General features: G+C 58.0%; 20 protein-coding genes. 12 read left to right on the forward strand and 8 right to left on the reverse strand.

Features of this window, described 5'->3' with window-relative positions; translation table 11 throughout:
• Positions 1-62: 62 nt before the first annotated feature.
• Both GH784_RS03910 and GH784_RS03915 read left to right on the forward strand, forming a co-directional pair.
• Positions 63-1,286: an MFS transporter gene (locus GH784_RS03910; protein WP_065705702.1), complete on the forward strand. Its 1,224-nt coding sequence runs from the start codon at positions 63-65 to the stop codon at positions 1,284-1,286.
• Between the two features lie 10 nt (positions 1,287-1,296).
• Positions 1,297-2,412: an FAD binding domain-containing protein gene (locus tag GH784_RS03915; RefSeq protein ID WP_065687463.1), complete on the forward strand. Its 1,116-nt coding sequence runs from the start codon at positions 1,297-1,299 to the stop codon at positions 2,410-2,412.
• A 96-nt stretch (positions 2,413-2,508) separates the two neighbouring features.
• Here the strand turns inward: GH784_RS03915 and GH784_RS03920 are convergent, their stop codons facing one another.
• The 5 genes from GH784_RS03920 to GH784_RS03940 all read right to left on the reverse strand — a co-directional run bounded on the left by GH784_RS03920 (position 2,509) and on the right by GH784_RS03940 (position 7,278).
• A complete protein-coding gene (locus GH784_RS03920) occupies positions 2,509-4,182 on the reverse strand; it encodes an FAD-dependent oxidoreductase (RefSeq protein WP_019566813.1) in 1,674 nt (557 codons plus the stop codon).
• 57 nt (positions 4,183-4,239) lie between these two features.
• Positions 4,240-4,545 (reverse strand): UBP-type zinc finger domain-containing protein, encoded by a 306-nt coding sequence (locus GH784_RS03925; protein WP_065687461.1) that lies wholly within the window; start codon positions 4,543-4,545, stop codon positions 4,240-4,242.
• Between the two features lie 28 nt (positions 4,546-4,573).
• Complete coding sequence (locus tag GH784_RS03930) at positions 4,574-4,945, reverse strand: response regulator transcription factor (RefSeq protein WP_003519258.1); 372 nt, start codon at positions 4,943-4,945, stop codon at positions 4,574-4,576.
• Between the two features lie 91 nt (positions 4,946-5,036).
• Positions 5,037-5,678, reverse strand: a complete 642-nt coding sequence (locus GH784_RS03935) for a response regulator transcription factor (RefSeq protein ID WP_003519256.1) — start codon at positions 5,676-5,678, stop codon at positions 5,037-5,039.
• A complete protein-coding gene (locus tag GH784_RS03940) occupies positions 5,671-7,278 on the reverse strand; it encodes an ATP-binding protein (RefSeq protein WP_236768967.1) in 1,608 nt (535 codons plus the stop codon). The genes GH784_RS03935 and GH784_RS03940 overlap by 8 nt, the downstream gene beginning before the upstream one ends.
• A gap of 332 nt (positions 7,279-7,610) precedes the next feature.
• Between GH784_RS03940 and GH784_RS03945 the strand changes: the two genes are divergently transcribed.
• Genes GH784_RS03945 through GH784_RS03955 form a run of 3 tightly spaced genes read left to right on the forward strand, consistent with a single transcriptional unit; the run spans position 7,611 to position 10,184 of the window.
• On the forward strand, positions 7,611-8,630 hold the full coding sequence (locus GH784_RS03945) for a cupin domain-containing protein (RefSeq protein WP_065705703.1): 1,020 nt from the start codon (positions 7,611-7,613) through the stop codon (positions 8,628-8,630).
• Positions 8,631-8,669: 39 nt separating this feature from the next.
• Positions 8,670-9,188 carry a Dps family protein gene (locus GH784_RS03950; RefSeq protein WP_003519251.1) on the forward strand — a complete coding sequence of 173 codons (519 nt, stop codon included), beginning with the start codon at positions 8,670-8,672 and terminating at the stop codon, positions 9,186-9,188.
• Between the two features lie 24 nt (positions 9,189-9,212).
• On the forward strand, positions 9,213-10,184 hold the full coding sequence (locus tag GH784_RS03955) for an alpha/beta fold hydrolase (protein WP_065705705.1): 972 nt from the start codon (positions 9,213-9,215) through the stop codon (positions 10,182-10,184).
• A gap of 71 nt (positions 10,185-10,255) precedes the next feature.
• Here GH784_RS03955 and GH784_RS03960 read toward each other — a convergent pair whose 3' ends face one another.
• Entirely contained in the window at positions 10,256-11,209 is a 954-nt protein-coding gene (locus tag GH784_RS03960) for a LysR family transcriptional regulator (RefSeq protein ID WP_112155600.1), read from the reverse strand.
• Between the two features lie 47 nt (positions 11,210-11,256).
• Between GH784_RS03960 and GH784_RS03965 the strand changes: the two genes are divergently transcribed.
• Both GH784_RS03965 and GH784_RS03970 read left to right on the forward strand, forming a co-directional pair.
• A complete protein-coding gene (locus GH784_RS03965) occupies positions 11,257-11,580 on the forward strand; it encodes a nuclear transport factor 2 family protein (protein ID WP_013762164.1) in 324 nt (107 codons plus the stop codon).
• Positions 11,577-12,356, forward strand: a complete 780-nt coding sequence (locus GH784_RS03970) for an SDR family oxidoreductase (protein WP_065705709.1) — start codon at positions 11,577-11,579, stop codon at positions 12,354-12,356. Before GH784_RS03965 ends, GH784_RS03970 begins: the two co-directional genes overlap by 4 nt.
• 21 nt (positions 12,357-12,377) lie before the next feature.
• Here GH784_RS03970 and GH784_RS03975 read toward each other — a convergent pair whose 3' ends face one another.
• Positions 12,378-12,845 (reverse strand): MarR family winged helix-turn-helix transcriptional regulator, encoded by a 468-nt coding sequence (locus tag GH784_RS03975; RefSeq protein ID WP_003519242.1) that lies wholly within the window; start codon positions 12,843-12,845, stop codon positions 12,378-12,380.
• Positions 12,846-12,989: 144 nt separating this feature from the next.
• Here GH784_RS03975 and GH784_RS03980 point away from each other — a divergent pair, with 144 nt between their 5' ends.
• The 3 genes from GH784_RS03980 to GH784_RS03990 all read left to right on the forward strand — a co-directional run bounded on the left by GH784_RS03980 (position 12,990) and on the right by GH784_RS03990 (position 15,735).
• On the forward strand, positions 12,990-13,781 hold the full coding sequence (locus GH784_RS03980) for an alpha/beta fold hydrolase (RefSeq protein ID WP_013762166.1): 792 nt from the start codon (positions 12,990-12,992) through the stop codon (positions 13,779-13,781).
• A 187-nt stretch (positions 13,782-13,968) separates the two neighbouring features.
• Complete coding sequence (locus tag GH784_RS03985; RefSeq protein WP_013762167.1) at positions 13,969-14,949, forward strand: alpha/beta fold hydrolase; 981 nt, start codon at positions 13,969-13,971, stop codon at positions 14,947-14,949.
• 75 nt (positions 14,950-15,024) lie between these two features.
• Positions 15,025-15,735, forward strand: a complete 711-nt coding sequence (locus GH784_RS03990; protein WP_025595163.1) for a gamma-glutamylcyclotransferase — start codon at positions 15,025-15,027, stop codon at positions 15,733-15,735.
• On the opposite strand, the gene GH784_RS03995 is transcribed toward GH784_RS03990, so the two are convergent.
• Positions 15,722-16,621, reverse strand: a complete 900-nt coding sequence (locus GH784_RS03995) for a LysR family transcriptional regulator (protein ID WP_003519235.1) — start codon at positions 16,619-16,621, stop codon at positions 15,722-15,724. The genes GH784_RS03990 and GH784_RS03995 overlap by 14 nt on opposite strands.
• Before the next feature lie 120 nt (positions 16,622-16,741).
• On the opposite strand from GH784_RS03995, the gene GH784_RS04000 reads away from it, so the two are divergent.
• A complete protein-coding gene (locus GH784_RS04000) occupies positions 16,742-17,674 on the forward strand; it encodes a VOC family protein (RefSeq protein ID WP_003519234.1) in 933 nt (310 codons plus the stop codon).
• A 57-nt stretch (positions 17,675-17,731) separates the two neighbouring features.
• Positions 17,732-18,649 (forward strand): LysR family transcriptional regulator, encoded by a 918-nt coding sequence (locus GH784_RS04005; RefSeq protein WP_003519232.1) that lies wholly within the window; start codon positions 17,732-17,734, stop codon positions 18,647-18,649.
• Positions 18,650-19,044: the final 395 nt, after the last annotated feature.

Raw genomic sequence — 19,044 nt, forward strand, 5'->3', positions numbered from 1 at the left:
ATGTGCTGCCAACGAGATTGAGCATATTTTGCCCAGATCAAGATTGGCGGTGGAACAGTATCATGGAAAAGACAGGACAGATGCAAGCCGGGGCGGCAAGCGCCACCCACAATGATGCGATCGGACAAGTGGCGCTTCTGGCCATGGCCGTCGCGGGCGGTATTGCCGTCGCGAACATCTACTACAATCAGCCGATGCTCGGGCTTATCGAAGCGGATTTCAGTCGGCAGCCAGTTACCGGCATGGTGCCCACCGCAACGCAACTCGGTTACGCACTGGGGTTGTTCCTTTTACTGCCGCTCGGCGACCTCGTTAATCGCCGCCGGATGATCATCGGGCAATTCGTGGTGCTTGCCGCCGCGCTCGCGCTGGCTGCACTAGCGCCGACGGCGTGGATGCTGGTTGCAGCATCGGTCATGGTTGGAGCATGCTCGACAGTCGCCCAGCAGATCGTGCCCTTTGCGGCATCGCTGGCCGCGCCCGAAAAGCGCGGCGCCACAATCGGCACCGTCATGGCAGGCGTATTGTCGGGCATATTGTTCAGCCGCACCCTCTCGGGCTTTGTGGGCGAACACGCTGGCTGGCGGGAAATGTTCTGGATCGGCGTACCGCTCGCCCTGCTCGCCGCGGGCCTCATGTTTGCGGTCCTTCCGCATCATCGGCCAACCTCGACTTTGCGATATCATCAGGCGCTCCGGTCGCTCGGCCAGCTATGGAAACGCCACCCGGCCTTGAGGGCAGCGACCGTCATCCAGGCGTTTCTGTTCGCGTCGTTCACGGCCTTCTGGACCATCCTCGCCCTCTATCTGGCGGGGCCAGAATTTCAGCTCGGTGCGGATGTCGCGGGTCTGTTTGGGATCGTCGGTGCGGTCGGCATATTTGCAGCGCCTCTGGCAGGAGTTGTTGCCGACAGACGGGGACCGCATTTCGTGGTCTGGATGGGCGCCGGATTGACGATCGCCGCCTGGCTTATCTTCGGGCTCTGGGCATCGATCGTTTCTTTGGTTGTGGGCGTCATCGTGCTTGATTTCGGCATACAGAGCGCGCTGATTTCTAACCAGCACATCATCTATGCCCTGGATGCCGATGCGCGTAGCCGTCTCAACACGGTCTTCATGACTGGCATGTTTCTGGGGGGTGCCACAGGTTCGGCGATGGCGACACTGGCCTGGGGGCAGGGCGGCTGGCTCGTCGTCAGCCTTCTCGGCGCGGCGTTTGGCCTCGCAGCCTTCGCGGTGAAAATATTTCATCATCGCCGGTATTTGTCGACGGTTGTCGGAAACTGAGGGCGGAACGATGGAAAAGCTACGTATAGGAATCGTCGGCGGTTCTCTTGCCGGCCTCTTCGCTGGCATCATGTTACAACAGGCTGGCCACGATGTTCGCATCTACGAGCGATCGAAGAGCGGTCTTGCAGGTCGGGGAGCTGGCCTCGTCGGTCAGAGGGACCTGCTGCACATTCTCCGGCTGATTGGCTGCGAGCATGTCGCCCGTATCGGCGTGGTGGCTAAGGAACGCATCTATCTCGATCAGGACGGCCGTATCGCCCAGACCATTAAGGCGCCCCAGACCCAGATCTCCTGGGACTATCTGTTCGAAACTGTCGCTTCCCGCATCGCTTCAGGAAGCTATGTGTTGGGTCGGGATGTCGTCAAAGTGCTGGATGGCGAGAGTGGCGCGGAGCTGATTTTTGGTGACGGCACGCGGGTGAATGCCGATCTGGTTATCGGTGCCGATGGCCTTGGTTCGGTGGTGCGCGCAGCGGTCAATCCCGGAGACACGCAAAACCGCTATTCCGGCTATGTCGCATGGCGTGGATTGATCCTGGAAACGAGGCTTCCAACGGCAGCAAATCTGCTTCTCGACCGGTTTGCCTTTCATGTCAGGCCTGGCGTACATGCGCTCGGTTATCTTGTCCCGGGCTCGAAGGGCGAAATGGACATCGGCAATCGCCGATATAACTGGGTCTGGTATCGCAAAGTGCCAGCAAGCGAACTTGCCCACACGTTCACCGATCTGGATGGGCGAACGCATGCATTTTCGCTGCCGCGTGGTGGCTTGTCGAGCGACCGTCTGGAGGCGTTGCGCGTCGATGCGCTGCAGATGCTTCCGCCGCAATTCGCCCAGGCGGTCGAGGCGGAGCCAAGCCCCTCTATCCAGGGCATTTTCGACTACGAGTCGCCCCGCATGACGGGCCGTTCGGTCGTCCTCATCGGCGACGCCGCCTTTGTCGCGCGTCCGCACACCGCGATGGGCGTGTCGAAGGCAGCGGGCGATGTCATGGCGTTGAGCAACAGCCTGGAGTCCGAGGTTGACCTTCCCAGTGCCTTGCAGCGGTTCGAGGACGATCGCATCGCGGTTGGCCGAGAAATCGTTGCTTATGGCAGGCAACTCGGTGCGTCGGCTATCTGAGTATCGACCGGCTGTCTGTCACGGTACTCAAGAACGATATTTTTAACCCGCTGGCTTCTGCCAGCGGGTTTTTAATTTTGAGAAAGGTCGGATGCTTCAGTTTGGGGGCTTCATTAGGCTTAGTGCGGCGTGGATTTGCGAGACGACGGCGGCACCTTCCCCAACTGCTGCCGCGACCCGCTTGGTCGATCCGGCACGGACATCCCCGATGGCAAAGACATTTGGCAGGCTGGTTTCGAGAGGCAATGGCTTGCGGGAAAAACGACAATGCTCATCGAAGGATTGCCCAGTGACGATGAAGCCCTTGTCGTCGGTTTGCACCCGGCTGCTGATCCAGCCAGCGTTCGGATCCGCGCCGATAAAAAGGAAGAGATGATGAAGCGGTAAGGTGTTCACGCTTCCATCCAGGCGGTTGCGCAGTCTTGCGGAGGAAATGCCAGTGGCGTTATCGCCATTGATCGCGTCCACTTCGCAATGCATGTGCAGTTGGACGTTCGGCAGGGCCTTGATACGGTCGATCAGATATTGCGACATCGTATCTTCGAGTGCGCGCCGCACGACCAGATGAAGTGTCTTGACCTGAGGCGCCAGAAAGACGATGGCCTGGCCTGCCGAATTGCCGCCGCCAACCAGGACGATCTCTTCGCCGGCGCAAAGTTTTGCCTCGATCGGCGAGGCCCAATAGGAAACGCCGTTGCCCTCGAAACCGTCAATGTTGGTGATGTCCGGTCGCCTGTAGCGAGCGCCGGATGCGATGACGACACTGCGGGCCGTCACCGATTTTCCACCGTCGAGTTCGAGCGCCAGCACACCGGCGTCATCTTTCGGAGGGATCAGATTTTTGACAGCGACGGGAAGAACCATTTCCGCCCCGAACTTGAGGGCCTGATTGTAGGCACGTCCCGCCAGCGCCTGTCCGGATATGCCCGTCGGGAAGCCGAGATAGTTTTCGATCCGAGACGAAGCGCCGGCCTGCCCCCCAATCGAGTGTTCGTCGATGACAAGGACGTCGAGCCCTTCCGAAGCGGCATAGACGGCGGTGGCAAGGCCCGCCGGTCCAGCGCCGACAACAGCGACGTCATAGAGCTTTCCGGGCTTGAGGTCCGGCGTCATGCCGAGACATGCTGCGGCCTCCGCATCGGTCGGTTTCTTGAGCACGGTGCCGTTGGGGCAGACCATTAGCGGAAGGTCGGAGGCGAGAATACCCAGACGTTCGATCAGCGCCTTACCTTCACCCTCCATGGCAGCATCAAGCACGATGTGGGGAAAGGCATTGCGGGCTAGAAATCCTTGCAGGCGCGAGAGCGCGGCATTGCCAGCGGTTCCAATCAGAACAGAACCTGCGCCTGCATCGATCAGACCGACGCGGCGCAGGATGAAGGCGCGCATGATGATTTCGCCGACATCGGCCGATCCGATCACCAAGGCCCGCAAATGGGCGGCATCAAAGGGAATGGCCGTGCAGCCCTCGGACCCGGCGCGGGCCCCGGCAAGTGTCGGTCGACCCGACAGCTGGTTGACTTCGCCAGACAACTGGCCTGCTCCATGCGTCGTGATCGGCGCCTCGCCGGAAAGACCTTCGTGGCGAAACACGTCCATCGATCCCTTCAGCACCAGCCAGGCGGGCGCTGCGTGGTCTCCTACCTTGTAGACGAAGTCACCACGGGCGAAATCTTTTGGCTCGCCGCTGGCAAAACGCTTGGCCGTCTCGACCTGATGGGGGTTGAGCACCGGAAACATCTGGTCCAGGCGCGCGCTGAGATCTGCCATCTGTTACCTCCAGCTGGAAATGTCGTCCGCAGGTCACCGCCGATTTTTCGGCGAAGTTCAGTAATATCGCGGTATCGGCCCGCGTTGCGGTGTCTGATCAGGCAGGTTCACCATGGTTTCGTCCACATAACACCAGCCCCAGCCCTCCGGCGGGTCATAGCCCTCGATGATGGGGTGGCGGGTGGTGTGGAAATGCGCGGTCGCGTGGCGGCCGGGGGACTGATCGCAGCAGCCGACATGACCACATTCGCGGCAGAGCCTCAAATGAAGCCATATCTGGCCAGTTTCGAGACATTCCTCGCAGCCAAGCGACATGGGCTTGACCGATCGGATCGTCGGCAGGTGCGAGCATTGATCAGACATGGTTCCACTCCTGAACGTGTTGGAAATTTCAGTGCTTCAGTGCTTCTTCAAGACACAGTATAAGCTGGTTGAAATCGACTGGCTTCCCAAGGAATGCGAATGCACCGCCATCCATTGCCGCTGCTCTCGTTCGCTCGTCGCAATAGGATGTCATGAAGATCATCGGCGGCTTTTGATCACCACGCGAGTTTAACACGTCCTGCATCTGGATGCCGCTTAAGCCTGGCATTTTAACGTCGACCAGCATGCAGTCGATCGCGACGCGATCACCGCGGGCCAGAAAGTCTTCCGCAGACGAAAACAGCCGGCTCTCGTAACCGCAGGACAAAACGAGATCGTCAAGGGCTTCGCGGATCGACCGATCGTCGTCAACGATGGCTATGACAGGTGTTTTGGACAATTTGATTGGGCCTTGCCTCTTAAAATCAACTGGCTTCTATATGCGCCATCGAGACACAACATTGCACCATACAAGGGTCTAGGTTTTGGCCTCAAAGGCCTAGCAGTTCCGCCTTGCGCACCAGTTCGGCTACGGAGCGCGCCTCCATTTTGCGCATGACATTGCCGCGATGCAGCTTGACCGTGATCTCGCTGATCCCGAGGTTGAACGCAATCTGCTTGTTCATCAGGCCTTGCACGACAGCCGTCATGACCTCATGCTCGCGGCGGGTCAATGTCTTGGCCAGTTCCACGACGGCGCCATTTGCAGCAGATTGCTGGCGCATTTCCCGATCTTTCTGAAAAGCGACCGAGACGGCGTCGAGGATGTCCTGGTCCCGAAAAGGTTTGGTCAGGAAGTCGATGGCGCCTGCTTTCATGGCACGGACTGTCATTGGTATATCACCGTGACCCGTCATGAAGATGATCGGCATTCGGTTGCCGAGTTTTTCCAGGTGGAGCTGAAAATCAAGGCCGTTCGCACCGGGCAGGCGAACGTCGAGAAGAATGCAGCCAGGTCGGTCCAGATCGGCATTTTCGAGCAGGTCCTGGGCGCTTTCAAAGGATTTTGCTTCTGTTCGAATTGACAGGAACAGATCGACCAAAGCCTCGCGTATCGCAGTATCGTCATCGACGACGTAGACAACCGGCGTATCGCCGTTCGGCGGTTTGCCGGACTTTCTCGCATCATTCATGGGTTGCCTCCATCGGGACGATCATTTCGAACAATGCGCCACCATTGATGTGATTGCTGGCAGACAGCGTGCCGCCGCGGGCTTCGAGCATGCTGCGGCAGATGGCAAGGCCCATGCCAAGCCCGGTTGGTTTGGTCGTGCAGAATGGTTTGAACAGGTTTTTGAGAACGTCCGGACTGAGCCCGGGACCTGTGTCGAGAACCTTGATGATCACGCTTTGACCATCCCCAGGCTCGATCGTTACCGATATCCGCCGCATCGCTTCCGGGGTTTCGGCCATGGCGTGAAGGGAATTGGTGATCAGGTTGATCAAGACTTGCTGCAGCTCTATCCGCACAGCGTTGACGGTGGGCACATCGCTTGCTTCAGCTATTTCAACAATGACCCCATTTCTGACCAGCTCGCTCTCCATCAGCGCGCGTGTCTCCGTGACGAGATCGGCCAGCGAAACCGACTCGATATCGGGCGGGCGGTTACCAAGCATTGATCTTGCGCTCTGAATGATGTCGCTGGCACGCTGGCTGTCACGAGCGATGCGCTCAGCTGAGCGGGAAACGGCTGCCAGATCCGGCGGGTCGCGATCCAGCCAGCGCTGCAGGGTCTGGGCGTTGACCACCAAGGCGCCGAGCGGCTGATTGAGTTCGTGCGCGAGCGAGGCAGATAACGCACCGACGGTTGCCGCGCGCGACGCCAATGCCAATTCCGCCTGGGCCTCGAACAGTGCTTTCTGGGCGAGTTCCCGTTCCGTAATGTCGAACATACCGACAATGACACGGTTGAAATTGGCAGGATCTTCAGGAAAGCCAACGGTCAGCAGCACAAATTTGCTGGTGCCATCGCTGGTGATGATGCTGCCCTTGCCTTCGAAATGCGTCTCGTTGTTGAAAATTGCCGCGATGAGATCGAGAAAGGTGGCGTCGTCCTGGGCAATATAGCGGCGCATGGCGCCGGGATTGTTGTTGCCCACATGACCCAGCAATTCAAGTGCCGCCGCGTTGGCGGCAACGGTAGGGACGCTGACGATGCATTGCTCCAGAAAATCCGGGTTCTCCCGAGCGTGAGCACTAAGGTCTTTGACACCATCTGCTTTCAACGCCATCAGCATGGCGCGGACCTGCGAATAGTCGCGCTCCCAAAGTGCAACGCGGCTTTGCTCGAAAATCGTCCGGTAGCGCTCTTCGCTGCTCTGCAGGGCGGCATTGAATTTCACAAGATTGAGGCGCGCGCGCTGATTGCGGATGATCAAGGCGCAGGTGATCAACATTGCAGCAACCGCGACCGCCAGGCGTAGGGTTGCGGCGAGGTCGGTTTGCAGCCCATGAGCTGCAAGATACGAGACTGCCGCCAGACTGATACAGATACCGGTCACCAGCATCGTTCCTTTTTCTGTCAGGGTTTCTGCCGACAGAAGCAAGGTGATGACATAGAGCGTGGCAAGCGCGCTGTGAATGTCGGTATAGGTATCGAGATAGAAGATCAGCGCTGCGAGCAAAAATGCGCAGACGAGCACGCAAAGTTCAAAGCGCGCCGGCAGCCGTCTTTCCGGGTTTACCAGGACCAGCGAATGCAAGGAGATTTCCCACGTTGAGATCGACCGCATTATCAAGCCATCCCTGCTGCCAAAACGCAAATGGCAATTCCAATATTCCTATGCAAACTCAATCTCATAACCGCGCAAAAAAGAAAGGCCATTCCAGGACTGGGATGGCCTCAGATGGATCGCGACATCCATGTGAAAGGGCGCGCTTGAAAATTCAGGGTGCATTGGCATCCAGCATCTCTTCAGTGGAGGGCCTGAATTTGTAGCCTCGGTTCGGCAGGCGAGCCACTATACTTAGGTGTCAGTCCGACTAACCAAGCATTGGATACCGCGCGACCAGATCCTCGCCTACAACCATCTCGTCAAACAAACGATGTGGGCAGGAGCTGAAGATGCAGATTTCAAAACATGTTCTTTCTCTCAAGGACCGGCCTGCAGCCTTCGAAAGCCCGGCGGGATCGATCATGCGCCTTGGTCGCGATCAACTGCCAATCCTCAAAGGCCTTTCAATACGCAGGCTGGTGCTCACGGCACACGCGATCAGGGAGCCTCACTGGCATGCGAATGCCAATGAACTAGGCTACTGTGTCCGCGGCCAGGCACTGGTGACTGTCGTCGGCAATCATGGCAGCCGCGATGTCTTTCTTATCGGCATTGGCGAAATGTTCTTCGTTCCGTCAGGCATGGTTCACGCAATTGAAAATACCGGTGAGACGGACGCGGAGTTCATCCTTGCCTTTTCGAACGAGGATCCGGAAGATTTCAGCCTGTCTGGCGCCTTCGACGTGATGTCCGACGCGGTGCTGCTGAGCACATTCGAGTGGCAACCGCAAAAGCCGCCGAGTTTTGGCAGGCTGAACGCGAACACAGAGATATTTGACCCGCAGGCCCAGCCAGCCATTGAAAAGCAGGCGCTTCATCCAAACAGGCTCAAATTCCGCGTCGAGGAGTCAGCGCTGCACGTATCGTCGCCGGCGGGCTCTGCAAGGACCGCGCAGGCTCCGGCTTGGTCTGTTCTCGATGGTCTTTCGATGTTTTCTGTCCGCATCAGCGAGATTGGCCTGCGCGAACCGCACTGGCACCCCGAGACCGCCGAAATGGGCTATGTGCTCGAAGGGACCGGTCAGATGACAGTCCTTGATCCCGATGGAAGCGCTGACACTTATTCGATCCATCCGGGTGACGCCTATTTCGTGCCGCCGGCTTACCCGCATCACATCGAAAACACCGGCAGTGGCACACTGCATATCCTGATTTTCTTCAGTCGCAGCGCGCCACAAGATATCGGTTACCGAGCAGCGGCGGCCGGTTATTCACGCAGTGTGATCGCTAGCCAGTTGGGCCTTTCCGAGCAAGCCCTCCTGCCTCTTCCTGTCGATATCGACGATCCGCTGATCGTTGCACGGCTCTGAATCCCTGAATCCTGAAACCCAAACCCAATGGAGATTACCATGAACCGCACCCTCGCTGAAAAACATCGCAAGTCGCCTCTTGCAACACCGACTGCCCTTGGCACGAACGCAACCGCCGATATTTCCGGCGCGTTGACGGCGCTGCTGGCCGATGTCTTCGCGCTTTATCTCAAGACGAAGAATTTTCACTGGCATATGAGCGGTCCGCATTTCCGTGATTACCACCTGATGCTGGACGAGCAGGGCGAGCAGATCTTCGCCATGACGGACGACATTGCCGAGCGAGCCCGCAAGATCGGCGGCACCACACTTCGTTCGATCAGCCATATTTCCAGGTTGCAGCGGCTTCTCGACAACGACGCCGATTTCGTGACCCCGGCGGATATGCTGGCCGAGCTTCGCGACGATAACCTCACACTCGTCTCGCTGATGAAGGCGACACACAATCTTTGTGAAGACCATGGCGACATCGCAACCGCCAGCCTGATCGAAAACTGGGTGGATGAGGCAGAGCGCCGTGCCTGGTTCCTGTTCGAAAGCACCCGCGGCGCCGAATGAGCGCGCGAAATTTCGGAGAGGCCCATGATCAACGAACTTTCACTGTCCCGTCGGCAGGTCCTGTTGGCCGGCACCACGGTTTCTCTGGCCTTGGCCATGCCGGCGATGGCTTCCGAAAAGAAAATTTCCCGTAACCCAGAAGGAATTGCATCGATGACCACGAATTTTGTCACCACCAAAGACGGCGTAGAGATATTCTTCAAGGACTGGGGTCCGAAGGATGCACAGCCGATCGTCTTCCACCATGGCTGGCCGCTGTCGTCAGACGACTGGGATGCCCAGATGCTGTTCTTCCTCAGCAAGGGCTATCGTGTTGTGGCCCACGACCGCCGCGGCCATGGACGCTCCAGCCAGGTGAGCAATGGTCACGACATGGATCATTACGCTGCCGATGCCTCCGCCGTCGCCGAATATCTTGACCTGCGCAATGCCGTTCATATCGGCCACTCCACAGGCGGCGGCGAAGTCGCTCGGTACGTCGCACGGCATGGTCAGCCACAGGGCCGCGTGGCAAAGGCTGTCCTCGTCAGCGCCGTTCCGCCGCTGATGCTGAAAACCGCAGCCAATCCTGATGGCACGCCGATGGAAGTCTTCGATGGGTTCCGTAGCGCCCTGGCAGCCAATCGCGCGCAGTTCTTCCTCGATGTTGCGTCGGGCCCATTTTATGGTTTCAACCGGCCGGATGCGAAAGTTTCGCAGGGTGTGATCGACAATTGGTGGCGCCAGGGGATGATGGGCAGCGCCGTGGCGCACTATGAAGGTATCAAGGCGTTTTCGGAGACAGATCAGACCGAAGACTTGAAGGCGATTACCGTTCCCACGCTGGTGACCCAGGGTGATGACGACCAGGTCGTTCCCTACAAGGCCGCCGTAGAGCTTCAGGCCAAGCTGATCAAGAACAGCACAATGAAGATCTACAAGGGCTTCCCGCACGGGATGCTGACCACGCATGCCGACGTGATCAATCCAGACCTGTTGGCCTTCATCAAGGCTTGATTGTTTCCCTATCCCAAGACGTGTGTGGCGGCTCCCCAAAGGGCCGCCACTACAAATGCGGGGTCAGCGGGTTAGTCAGCCGCTCGTCGCGAAAGCTCGCGGGCCAGATCAAGAAACGCTTTCACTCCAGCCGACAGATTTCGGCGCCCGGGATAATACAGGCAGAGCCCCGGATACGGTGGTGTCCAGTCCTCCAGAACCCGGACAAGGCGCCCGGCCCTGATCTCGGAAAGCACTTCCTCTTCCATGGTATAGCCCAGGCCGGTACCTTCCAGCACCGAAGTCCTCACAAGGCCCGCTTCATCAAGTGTGATCGGGCCTCGCACATCGATTTGCACCGGCTCGTCGTCTTTTTCAAACCGCCATCGAAACAGTGAGCCGTCCGGCAAGCGAACGCGAATGCATCTGTGATTGAGAAGATCCGGAGGAACCACGGGTTTGGGATGTTGCGCGAAATAGTCCGGAGAACCAACAACAGCGTGTCGCTGTGGCCGGCCGAGCGAAACGGCAATCATGTCGCTGGGAACGAGACCTGCCACCCTGACGCCCAGATCAAAACCGTCATTGACGATATCAACCATTTTTCCTTCCGTGACCAGATCGACATTCATTTCGGGATAGCGACGCAGGAACTCAAGCACGAGCGGTGAGATGATGGCGCGTGCTGCAAACGGTGCCGCATTGATGCGTATCGTTCCAGACGGTGTCTCGCGTTGAGAGCGCACCGTTTCCAGAGCGGCATGAAGGTCCTGAAGCGAAGGCGCAACCTGCTGTACAAAGAGCCTGCCGGCATCTGTCAGCGAGACGCTGCGCGTGGTGCGATTGAACAATCGTACGCCGAGCCCCGCCTCAAGCCTGCCGATGGTGTGGCTGAGCGCAGTTGTGGACATACCGAGATCGATAGCCGCTGCGCGAAACGTCCCGCGCCTGGCGATCGCGATGACTGCTTCGAGTTCCCTAAGGTTTAACTGTTCCATTATCCCGATCTGTTCAACATCACGTGCATATTTATCCCACTTATCCATGCAATGGTAGAGCACTAACTTAGGGGCACCTCACAAGGAGAAATAAGATGGATATGCCCCAAGTTGTGAATATGTATTTTGACGCTGACACCCGCAACGATGCCGACGGGCTGTTGCAAACGCTTGATGTCGATGCGGTGGTCGAGGACGAGAATGCCCGCTATCAGGGCACTGCCGCCATCCGTCAATGGTGGGTGGCCGCCAAGAGATCGGCTCAATACGTTGCCGAACCTGTGGAAACCACGATTGACGGTGACAAGACACTCGTGCGGGCGAGGGTGAGTGGCAAGTTTCCCGGTAGTCCGGTGATGCTAATCCATGCCTTCACGATCAAGGACGACAGGATCGTCAGGCTGGAGATCCGGTCATGATCGACTTTCTCAATCTGAAAGGCAAACGCGCACTCATTACGGCTGGAACCAAGGGTGCTGGCGCTGCGACCGTCAGCCTGTTTCGCGAACTCGGCGCAAAGGTGCTGACGACAGCACGTGCCCGTCCGGAAAACATGTCGGAAGAATTGTTCGTAGATGCGGACCTGAGCACCGAAGAGGGATGTGAAATCGTCGCAGAGGCCACGCGGCGGCGGCTTGGCGGCGTCGATGTCATCGTCCATATGCTGGGTGGCTCCTCAGCATCGGGCGGCGGCTTTTCTGCCCTGTCGGAGGATGACTGGCACAAGGAAATGTCGCTTAACCTTTATCCGGCTGTCCGGCTGGATCGGCAACTGGTCCCGGATATGGTCGCCCGGGGAAGCGGCGTCGTCGTGCATGTGACATCCATCCAGAGAGTCCTGCCACTTCCGGAATCGACAACAGCCTATGCCGCAGCGAAAGCGGCACTTTCGACCTATAGCAAGGCGATGTCGAAGGAAGTGTCGCCCAAAGGTGTGCGCGTCGTTCGGGTTTCGCCGGGCTGGATCGAAACGGAAGCCTCCGTCCACCTTGCAGAGCGCCTGGCGAAGCAGGCCGGAACTGACCTTGAGGGTGGCAAGAAGATCATCATGGATGGACTGGGCGGCATTCCGCTCGGCCGCCCGGCAAAACCGGAAGAGGTCGCAAACCTGATCGCCTTCCTCGCTTCCGACCGTGCGGCTTCGATTACTGGTACCGAATACACAATTGATGGGGGTACGGTGCCGACAGCGTAGGTTCCGAGATGCGCCTGCAGATCAGGCGGGCGCGTCCCACCCGCCGATCTGTGAATAGATCGCGTCGCGGAGATGACGGACGTCGTGGTTCAGATCGGCCAGCTCCTTTGGAGTTTGCATTGAAGCTGCAAGCAAGGTGTCGCTGAGGCAGCCGGCCCTGTGCTGCAATGCGCGGCCTTCCTCGGTCAACGCGATCACCACCTGCCGCTCATTGCTGAGGTTTCTGGTCCTGCGCAACAAGCCGGCTGTCTCAAGGCGCTTCAAGAGCGGCGTCAGTGTGCTCGATTCCAATGCGAGGGCGTTTGCAATGGCGCCAACGGTTTGCTCATCTCCGCTCCAAAGCACGTTTAGCACGAGATATTGCGGGTACGTTAGCCCCAGCTCATCCAGAAGGGGCTTGTAAGCGCGCTGGATGGCAATGCCGGCAGTATAAATTGCGTAGCACAGCTGGTCGTGCAAGGGCGGTGGATTGTTGTGACGTATGGTCATTCTAGGCTCCTTCACACATACATATAGCCAATCATATGGCAAAAATAAATATCGCGATAAGAATTATCTTGACGGAGGGGTCAGCATCTGTCAGTTTATGTGTATCGCGATAACAGTTATCGCAAAACAAAAAAGGAAGAAGCCATGACACGCAAGTCCGCAACCGCCCTTTCTGCAATTGCCGCCGCCGCATTGTCTGCCGCACTGCCGGCAAACGCTGCCGACACGATTTCCCAGAACCAGTCCGTAAAAAACGTCGTACTCGTCCATGGCGCTTTTGCTGACGGCTCTGGCTGGAAGGGTGTCTACGACAATCTCACAAAGCGTGGTTACCGCGTGACTATCGTCCAGAATCCCCTGACTTCGCTCGCAGACGACGTTGCCGCCACAAAGCGTGCTCTCGAGCGGCAGGATGGTCCGGTCATTCTGGTCGGACATTCCTGGGGCGGCACGGTCATTACAGAAGCGGGCGTTGATGAAAAGGTTGCTGGCCTCGTCTATGTCTCTGCGCTCTCACCAGATGCCGGCGAAACGACAGCCCAGCAATATCAGGGGTTTGCTCCCGCATCGGAATTCGTCATCGAAACCACGAAGGATGGTTTTGGATATGTAAGCCCGGCAAAGTTCAAGGCTGGTTTTGCTCATGACGTTAGCGATGCCGATGTTGCGTTCATGAGGGACGCTCAGGTCCCGATCAACATGTCGGCGTTCGGCACGAAGCTCGAACATGCTGCCTGGCGTACCAAGCCCAGCTGGGCTGTGATCGCTACCGAAGACAAGGCATTCGACCAGGCAATGCTGATCCATATGGCCGAACGCATCAAAGCCAAGATCACCAAGGTCTCAGCAAGCCACGCCCTGTTCATGACGCAGCCGACGGTCGTCGCTGATACCATCGATGCTGCCGCCAAGGCCGTCTCGGCAAAGCAGAAATGATAGATTCCGCGTTATCGGGACAATCCGCACTGTCCCGATAACGACCGGAATGTATCATTGCGAATTTCACAACAAACTATGAATTATTAGTTCAATTGTTATGCCCGCGACTTGGTAGCAATATCCACGCATCAGACGAGCAACGGCGTCGCCTGAAACACGAAACCATACATTTGCAGGACGTGAGATGACCCAGAACGACTTTTCCATAACGCGCCGTGGCGCACTGCTTTCAGTTGGTGCAGCCGCAGCGGCGATGGCCATTTCACCCGTATTCACCTTCGCAGCAAACGCTGCCCCCACCAACACATCAATCGAAGGAAACAAGACCATGGGTACTATCACCACCAAGGACGGCGTCGAAATATTCTACAAGGATTGGGGCTCCAAGGATGCTCAGCCCATCGTCTTCCATCACGGCTGGCCGTTATCGTCTGACGACTGGGATGCCCAGATGCTGTTCTTCCTCGCCAACGGTTACCGGGTCGTTGCCCATGATCGCCGTGGCCACGGACGCTCTGCCCAGGTTTCCGAAGGGCATGATATGGACCACTATGCCGCCGACGCTTTCGCTGTCGTCGAAGCGCTCGACCTGAAGAACGCAATCCACATCGGCCATTCCACCGGCGGTGGCGAGGTGGCGCGCTATGTGGCGAAGTTTGGTCAGCCGGCCGGTCGTGTCGCCAAGGCCGTTCTGGTATCGGCAGTCCCGCCGCTGATGCTGAAGACCGCAGCCAATCCCGAAGGCCTGCCGATCGAAGTGTTCGACGGCTTCCGTTCGGCGCTGGCGGCCAATCGGGCGCAATTCTTCCGCGATGTCCCGGCCGGCCCGTTCTACGGTTTTAACCGCGATGGCGCCAAGGTTCAGGAAGGCGTAATCCAGAATTGGTGGCGCCAGGGCATGATGGGCGGTGCAAAGGCGCACTATGATGGCATCAAGGCCTTCTCCGAAACCGACCAGACGGAAGATCTGAAGGCAATCACGGTGCCGACGCTCGTTCTCCACGGCGAAGACGATCAGATCGTTCCAATCGCGGATTCTGCACTGAAGTCCGCCAAGCTGCTGAAGAATGGTTCGCTGAAGACCTATCCCGGCTTCTCGCATGGCATGCTGACCGTGAATGCCGATGTCCTGAACGCCGATCTTCTGGCATTCATTCGATCCTGACGATAAGAGGTGGCCGTGGCGGAACCTGCCACGGCCACTGATGCAATCCTTGCCGCACTACCGATCGAGACGACGATGCAGTTGACGCCCGAGCTTGTAGCCCTGACCATCAGAGACGTCCGTGACGACGGCCCGGAGCCGGGCTGGACGCCGCTATCTGAAACAGAACTTGACGCTCTGGTTGCCGCTATCGAGCGTGAAGCCGATAGCGATCCGATCTGGGTGTTTGCATACGGTTCCCTGATCTGGAATCCTGAGTTCAAGCCAGCCGGCAGGCGACGTGCCACCGCCCATGGCTGGCATCGTTCGTTTTCCCTGAAAATCGAGCGCTGGCGGGCAACGAGCGCACAGCCAGGTCTGATGATGGCGCTTGAGCGTGGTGGACAGTGCGACGGCGTCATCCTGCAACTCTCGTCCGAGCGGCGGCGTGACGACCTTCGAGCTCTCGTCGCCCGCGAAATCAGGTATCGGGAAGTCATCGACATGGTGCGCTGGGTAAAGGTCAAAACGCCTGACGGCATCCAGAAGGCTCTGACATTCTGGGCGAGCACAAAGCGCGCGGGTCTGACGGCGCCGCTACCGGTGGAAACGACGGCAAAACTGATCGCCAGCGCCTGCGGAGAGGGCGGTTCCTGCGCCCAGTATCTGCACAACACGATCGTCGATCTTCAGGCAGAGGGCATTCGCGATCGAAACCTCTGGCAGTTACAGGCGCGGGTCGCGGCCGAGATCTCCGCACAGCAAGGACGCTGTGGCGGGACAGTCCGGGATATCAATCAAGCATGACCATCTGCGCCGCAACCTGCTCCTCGAAGAATTTGGAGAAGGATGCAATGCGGGGAGGCAGAGCCTGATAGGGCGGGTAGTAGAGGGTCAACCACAGATCGGGTGGGGCCCAGCCCTTGAAGACATGCACGAGGCGCCCACTCTTGAGGTGTTCCGAGACGTGAAAGTTCGGCAGCATGGCAACGCCTGCTCCATCCGCGGCCATGTCGGCCAGAACCTCACCATTATTGGCGCTGAAGGCGCGCCCTGCCGATATCGTCATGCTCGAGCCGCCGTCCGAGAGCACCCAGTTCTCTCGCCGGCTTTCGCCGCTATAGGCGAGGCAATCGTCTGGCGTCAGCTCGTTCGGATGCTGCATCTCGACAAACCGGCTTCCCGGTGCCGCAACCAGAATGCGCGGCACGACGCGGATTTTCCTCCATATCGTGAACTTGTCCGATGGCTGAGACGAGATGCGGATCGCCAGATCGTAGTCATCATCAACGATATTCACCAGTCCGTCGGACAGTGATATCTCGAAGCCCATTTTCGGGTACCGCTCTTTGAAGCCGGAGAGGATCGGTGGGAGCACCGCCTTGCCAAACCACGTCGGCGCACTGATCCTGAGACGCCCTTCGTCGGCTTTGTGAGCGTTCATCACGTCGCGGCGCGCTTCTTCAAGCGTCTTCACCGCCGGCTGAATCTGGGCGGCGAAGATCGCACCGTCTGTTGTCAGCGACACTTGCCGGGTCGTACGGACAAACAGCTGAACGCCGAGTTCGGCTTCAAGTGCCGCAATAGCCCTTGTGACTGCAGCCGGCGTCATGTCGAGTTCGCGGGCAACCTGGGCGAAATTTCGCTTTTCGGCCGCAAGGAGGAAGGTTCGCAGGGCTTTGTAATCGTTCATTGGGATTGTTTCAAAAAGAGCAACGCAGTCGAAATGAATATTGCAATTCTCTGGCGTGATCAATCGGTCTAGATATTCGTCAACAGCCAAACACTAACGGCGACATTGAAAGGCAAGGACATGATCAAGGATATCAAGGGACTGCATCACGTAACCTCAATGGCTTCGGATGCGCGTCAGAACAATCGCTTCTTCACCGACACACTGGGCCTGCGTCGCGTCAAGCAGACCGTTAACTTCGACGACCCGAACGTCTACCACCTTTATTATGGTGACGAGAACGGCTCCGCCGGCACTGTCATGACCTACTTCCCTTTCCCGAACATGATGCTGGGTCGTCCCGGTGTTGGTGAGGTCGGGGAAACCCAGTTCTCCGTGCCAAAGGGCGCATTGAAATTCTGGCAGGATCGGTTTACCGCACACGGTGTCGATGGCTTGAAAACTGACACCGTCTTTGGCGCCAACAGACTTCAATTCATGGGTCCGGACGGCGACAGTCTGGCGCTGATTGAATCTGCCGATGACAACCGCGCGCCGTGGCTGGCGGACGGCATTCCGGGCGATGCAGCTATCCGCGGTTTTGCCGGCGCCCGGTTCAGCCTGCACGATACTGCCGCGACAGAAGAGCTTCTGGGTTTCATGGGGTATCAACGCGCCGAGAAGGAAGGTGACGTGACCCGCTTTATCATTCCCAATGGAAACGGCGCCGATACGATTGATGTCGCAGCACTGCCGAAAACGTCGTTTGCCCGTCAGGGCGCCGGCTCGGTTCACCATATCGCCTTTGCCGTCGAAAACCGCGAAAAGCAACTCGAAGTTCGCAAGGCACTGATGGACACCGGTTATCAGGTTACGCCCGTCATTGACCGCGATTATTTCTGGGCAATCTACTTCCGCACACCAGGCGGCGTGTTGTTCGAGATTGCCACGAACGAGCCGGGGTTTGACCGGGACGAGGACACGGCACATCTGGGCGAGGCGCTTAAGTTGCCGAGCCGGTATGAAGCGTTCCGTGACCAGATCCAGGCAAATCTCGAGCCGCTGACTGCCTAACAACCCCCGCTCACTGGTGTCTGTGGCAACTGATCGGGCTTCTATGGAGAAATGCCAATGGATCAATTGGGAGCAATCAGAGCCTTTGTTCGCGTCGTCGAGGCCGGATCCTTTGCGAAGGCTGCCAGCACGATGGGTGCGCCACGGTCCACCGTGAGCAAGCTTGTTCAGGATCTTGAGGCCAGCTTGAGCCTCAAATTGCTGGAACGAACGACACGTTCACTCACGGTGACACCCGAGGGCGTTGCTTATTACGAGCGCGCCCTCCGGCTGATCGCCGATTTCGATGAAATGAACAACGAGGCGACCCGCGGGCGCCTTGCCACCAGGGGAAAACTTCGTGTTGACGTAGGAGGGACCTTCGCCAATACGATTCTGATCCCTCGGTTGCCAGAGTTTTACGCGCTCTATCCAGAGATCGAGTTGCACCTTGGTGTGACAGAACGTCAGGCCGACATCGTTGAAGAGGGAATAGATTGCGTCATTCGTGCCGGAGATCTGCCCAGCGCATCTCTTGTTGCGAAGAAACTATGCAGCGTCGAGATAGTAACCTGCGCCACCCCGGCGTACCTCGAAAAATACGGCGTGCCAGCTTCGCCATCGGATCTGCAGCGTGATCATGTTTTCGTTCAGTACTTTTTCGCGCGCAGCCTGAAGGCCGCACCAGTGCGATTGATGAATGGTGACGAGAAAATAGAAATCTACAGCCCGATCAAGCTCTCCACCAGTGATGCGACTGCGCATTTGCACGGAATATTAGCGGGGCTGGGTATTGGGCAGACATTTGAATTCTTGGCACGCGCCCACATCGCTCGCGGCGCACTGGTCCCCATCCTGCAAGATTGGGCGCCACCACGTTATCCTGTTCACATAGTTAGGCCAGCGGGCCGGTTTCCGAGCGTGAAGTATCGGGTATTTGCAGACTGGGTTGCGGGCGTGTTTTCTGCCTACGATGAGGGCATCGCCACGTCCTGATAGCTTTATCCATATCCATGGATAGTTACTCCACAACGGCGGGCTTCTCCACGTTCTCCTTTGACGATATCCCACGGCTGATGTGAGCCCGTGGCTCTATCCCGAATGGGAGTAGGCTGTGACAGGCTTGGCTCCTTGGTCGCACGAACCCACCTGCAATTTGGAATAACGGTTGTTCAGATCAAGTATAAGGCAACGTGATCGCGATATGGGGCGTCAATGCCAACGGTGACCCGCCATCTTGTCGCGTCAATACTTAACGGCAGACTGCCAAGGATTACGCGGCTCCCACACCGCGCAACCGTTGTTCACTGGCAGTGCCGCGCAGAGCAAATTCAGCCAAATCGCTTCCCACCGAGCAGCGAAACCAAGGACGCTGCAGAGGTCTTCAAGGC

It is taken from the genome of Agrobacterium tumefaciens, from assembly GCF_009649785.1.
In the GTDB taxonomy this organism is placed as follows: Bacteria; Pseudomonadota; Alphaproteobacteria; order Rhizobiales; family Rhizobiaceae; genus Agrobacterium; species Agrobacterium tumefaciens.

Coding starts and splice junctions, on each gene's coding strand:
- GH784_RS03925 (WP_065687461.1), bottom strand. CDS start 4,545: ATGTCTGATCAATGCTCGCACCTGCCGACGATCCGATCGGTCAAGCCC.
- GH784_RS04005 (WP_003519232.1), top strand. CDS start 17,732: ATGGATCAATTGGGAGCAATCAGAGCCTTTGTTCGCGTCGTCGAGGCC.
- GH784_RS03940 (WP_236768967.1), bottom strand. CDS start 7,278: ATGCGGTCGATCTCAACGTGGGAAATCTCCTTGCATTCGCTGGTCCTG.
- GH784_RS03990 (WP_025595163.1), top strand. CDS start 15,025: ATGCAGTTGACGCCCGAGCTTGTAGCCCTGACCATCAGAGACGTCCGT.
- GH784_RS03975 (WP_003519242.1), bottom strand. CDS start 12,845: ATGACCATACGTCACAACAATCCACCGCCCTTGCACGACCAGCTGTGC.
- GH784_RS03985 (WP_013762167.1), top strand. CDS start 13,969: ATGACCCAGAACGACTTTTCCATAACGCGCCGTGGCGCACTGCTTTCA.
- GH784_RS03945 (WP_065705703.1), top strand. CDS start 7,611: ATGCAGATTTCAAAACATGTTCTTTCTCTCAAGGACCGGCCTGCAGCC.
- GH784_RS04000 (WP_003519234.1), top strand. CDS start 16,742: ATGATCAAGGATATCAAGGGACTGCATCACGTAACCTCAATGGCTTCG.
- GH784_RS03970 (WP_065705709.1), top strand. CDS start 11,577: ATGATCGACTTTCTCAATCTGAAAGGCAAACGCGCACTCATTACGGCT.
- GH784_RS03935 (WP_003519256.1), bottom strand. CDS start 5,678: ATGAATGATGCGAGAAAGTCCGGCAAACCGCCGAACGGCGATACGCCG.
- GH784_RS03955 (WP_065705705.1), top strand. CDS start 9,213: ATGATCAACGAACTTTCACTGTCCCGTCGGCAGGTCCTGTTGGCCGGC.
- GH784_RS03980 (WP_013762166.1), top strand. CDS start 12,990: ATGACACGCAAGTCCGCAACCGCCCTTTCTGCAATTGCCGCCGCCGCA.
- GH784_RS03920 (WP_019566813.1), bottom strand. CDS start 4,182: ATGGCAGATCTCAGCGCGCGCCTGGACCAGATGTTTCCGGTGCTCAAC.
- GH784_RS03995 (WP_003519235.1), bottom strand. CDS start 16,621: ATGAACGATTACAAAGCCCTGCGAACCTTCCTCCTTGCGGCCGAAAAG.
- GH784_RS03950 (WP_003519251.1), top strand. CDS start 8,670: ATGAACCGCACCCTCGCTGAAAAACATCGCAAGTCGCCTCTTGCAACA.
- GH784_RS03910 (WP_065705702.1), top strand. CDS start 63: ATGGAAAAGACAGGACAGATGCAAGCCGGGGCGGCAAGCGCCACCCAC.
- GH784_RS03915 (WP_065687463.1), top strand. CDS start 1,297: ATGGAAAAGCTACGTATAGGAATCGTCGGCGGTTCTCTTGCCGGCCTC.
- GH784_RS03960 (WP_112155600.1), bottom strand. CDS start 11,209: ATGGATAAGTGGGATAAATATGCACGTGATGTTGAACAGATCGGGATA.
- GH784_RS03965 (WP_013762164.1), top strand. CDS start 11,257: ATGGATATGCCCCAAGTTGTGAATATGTATTTTGACGCTGACACCCGC.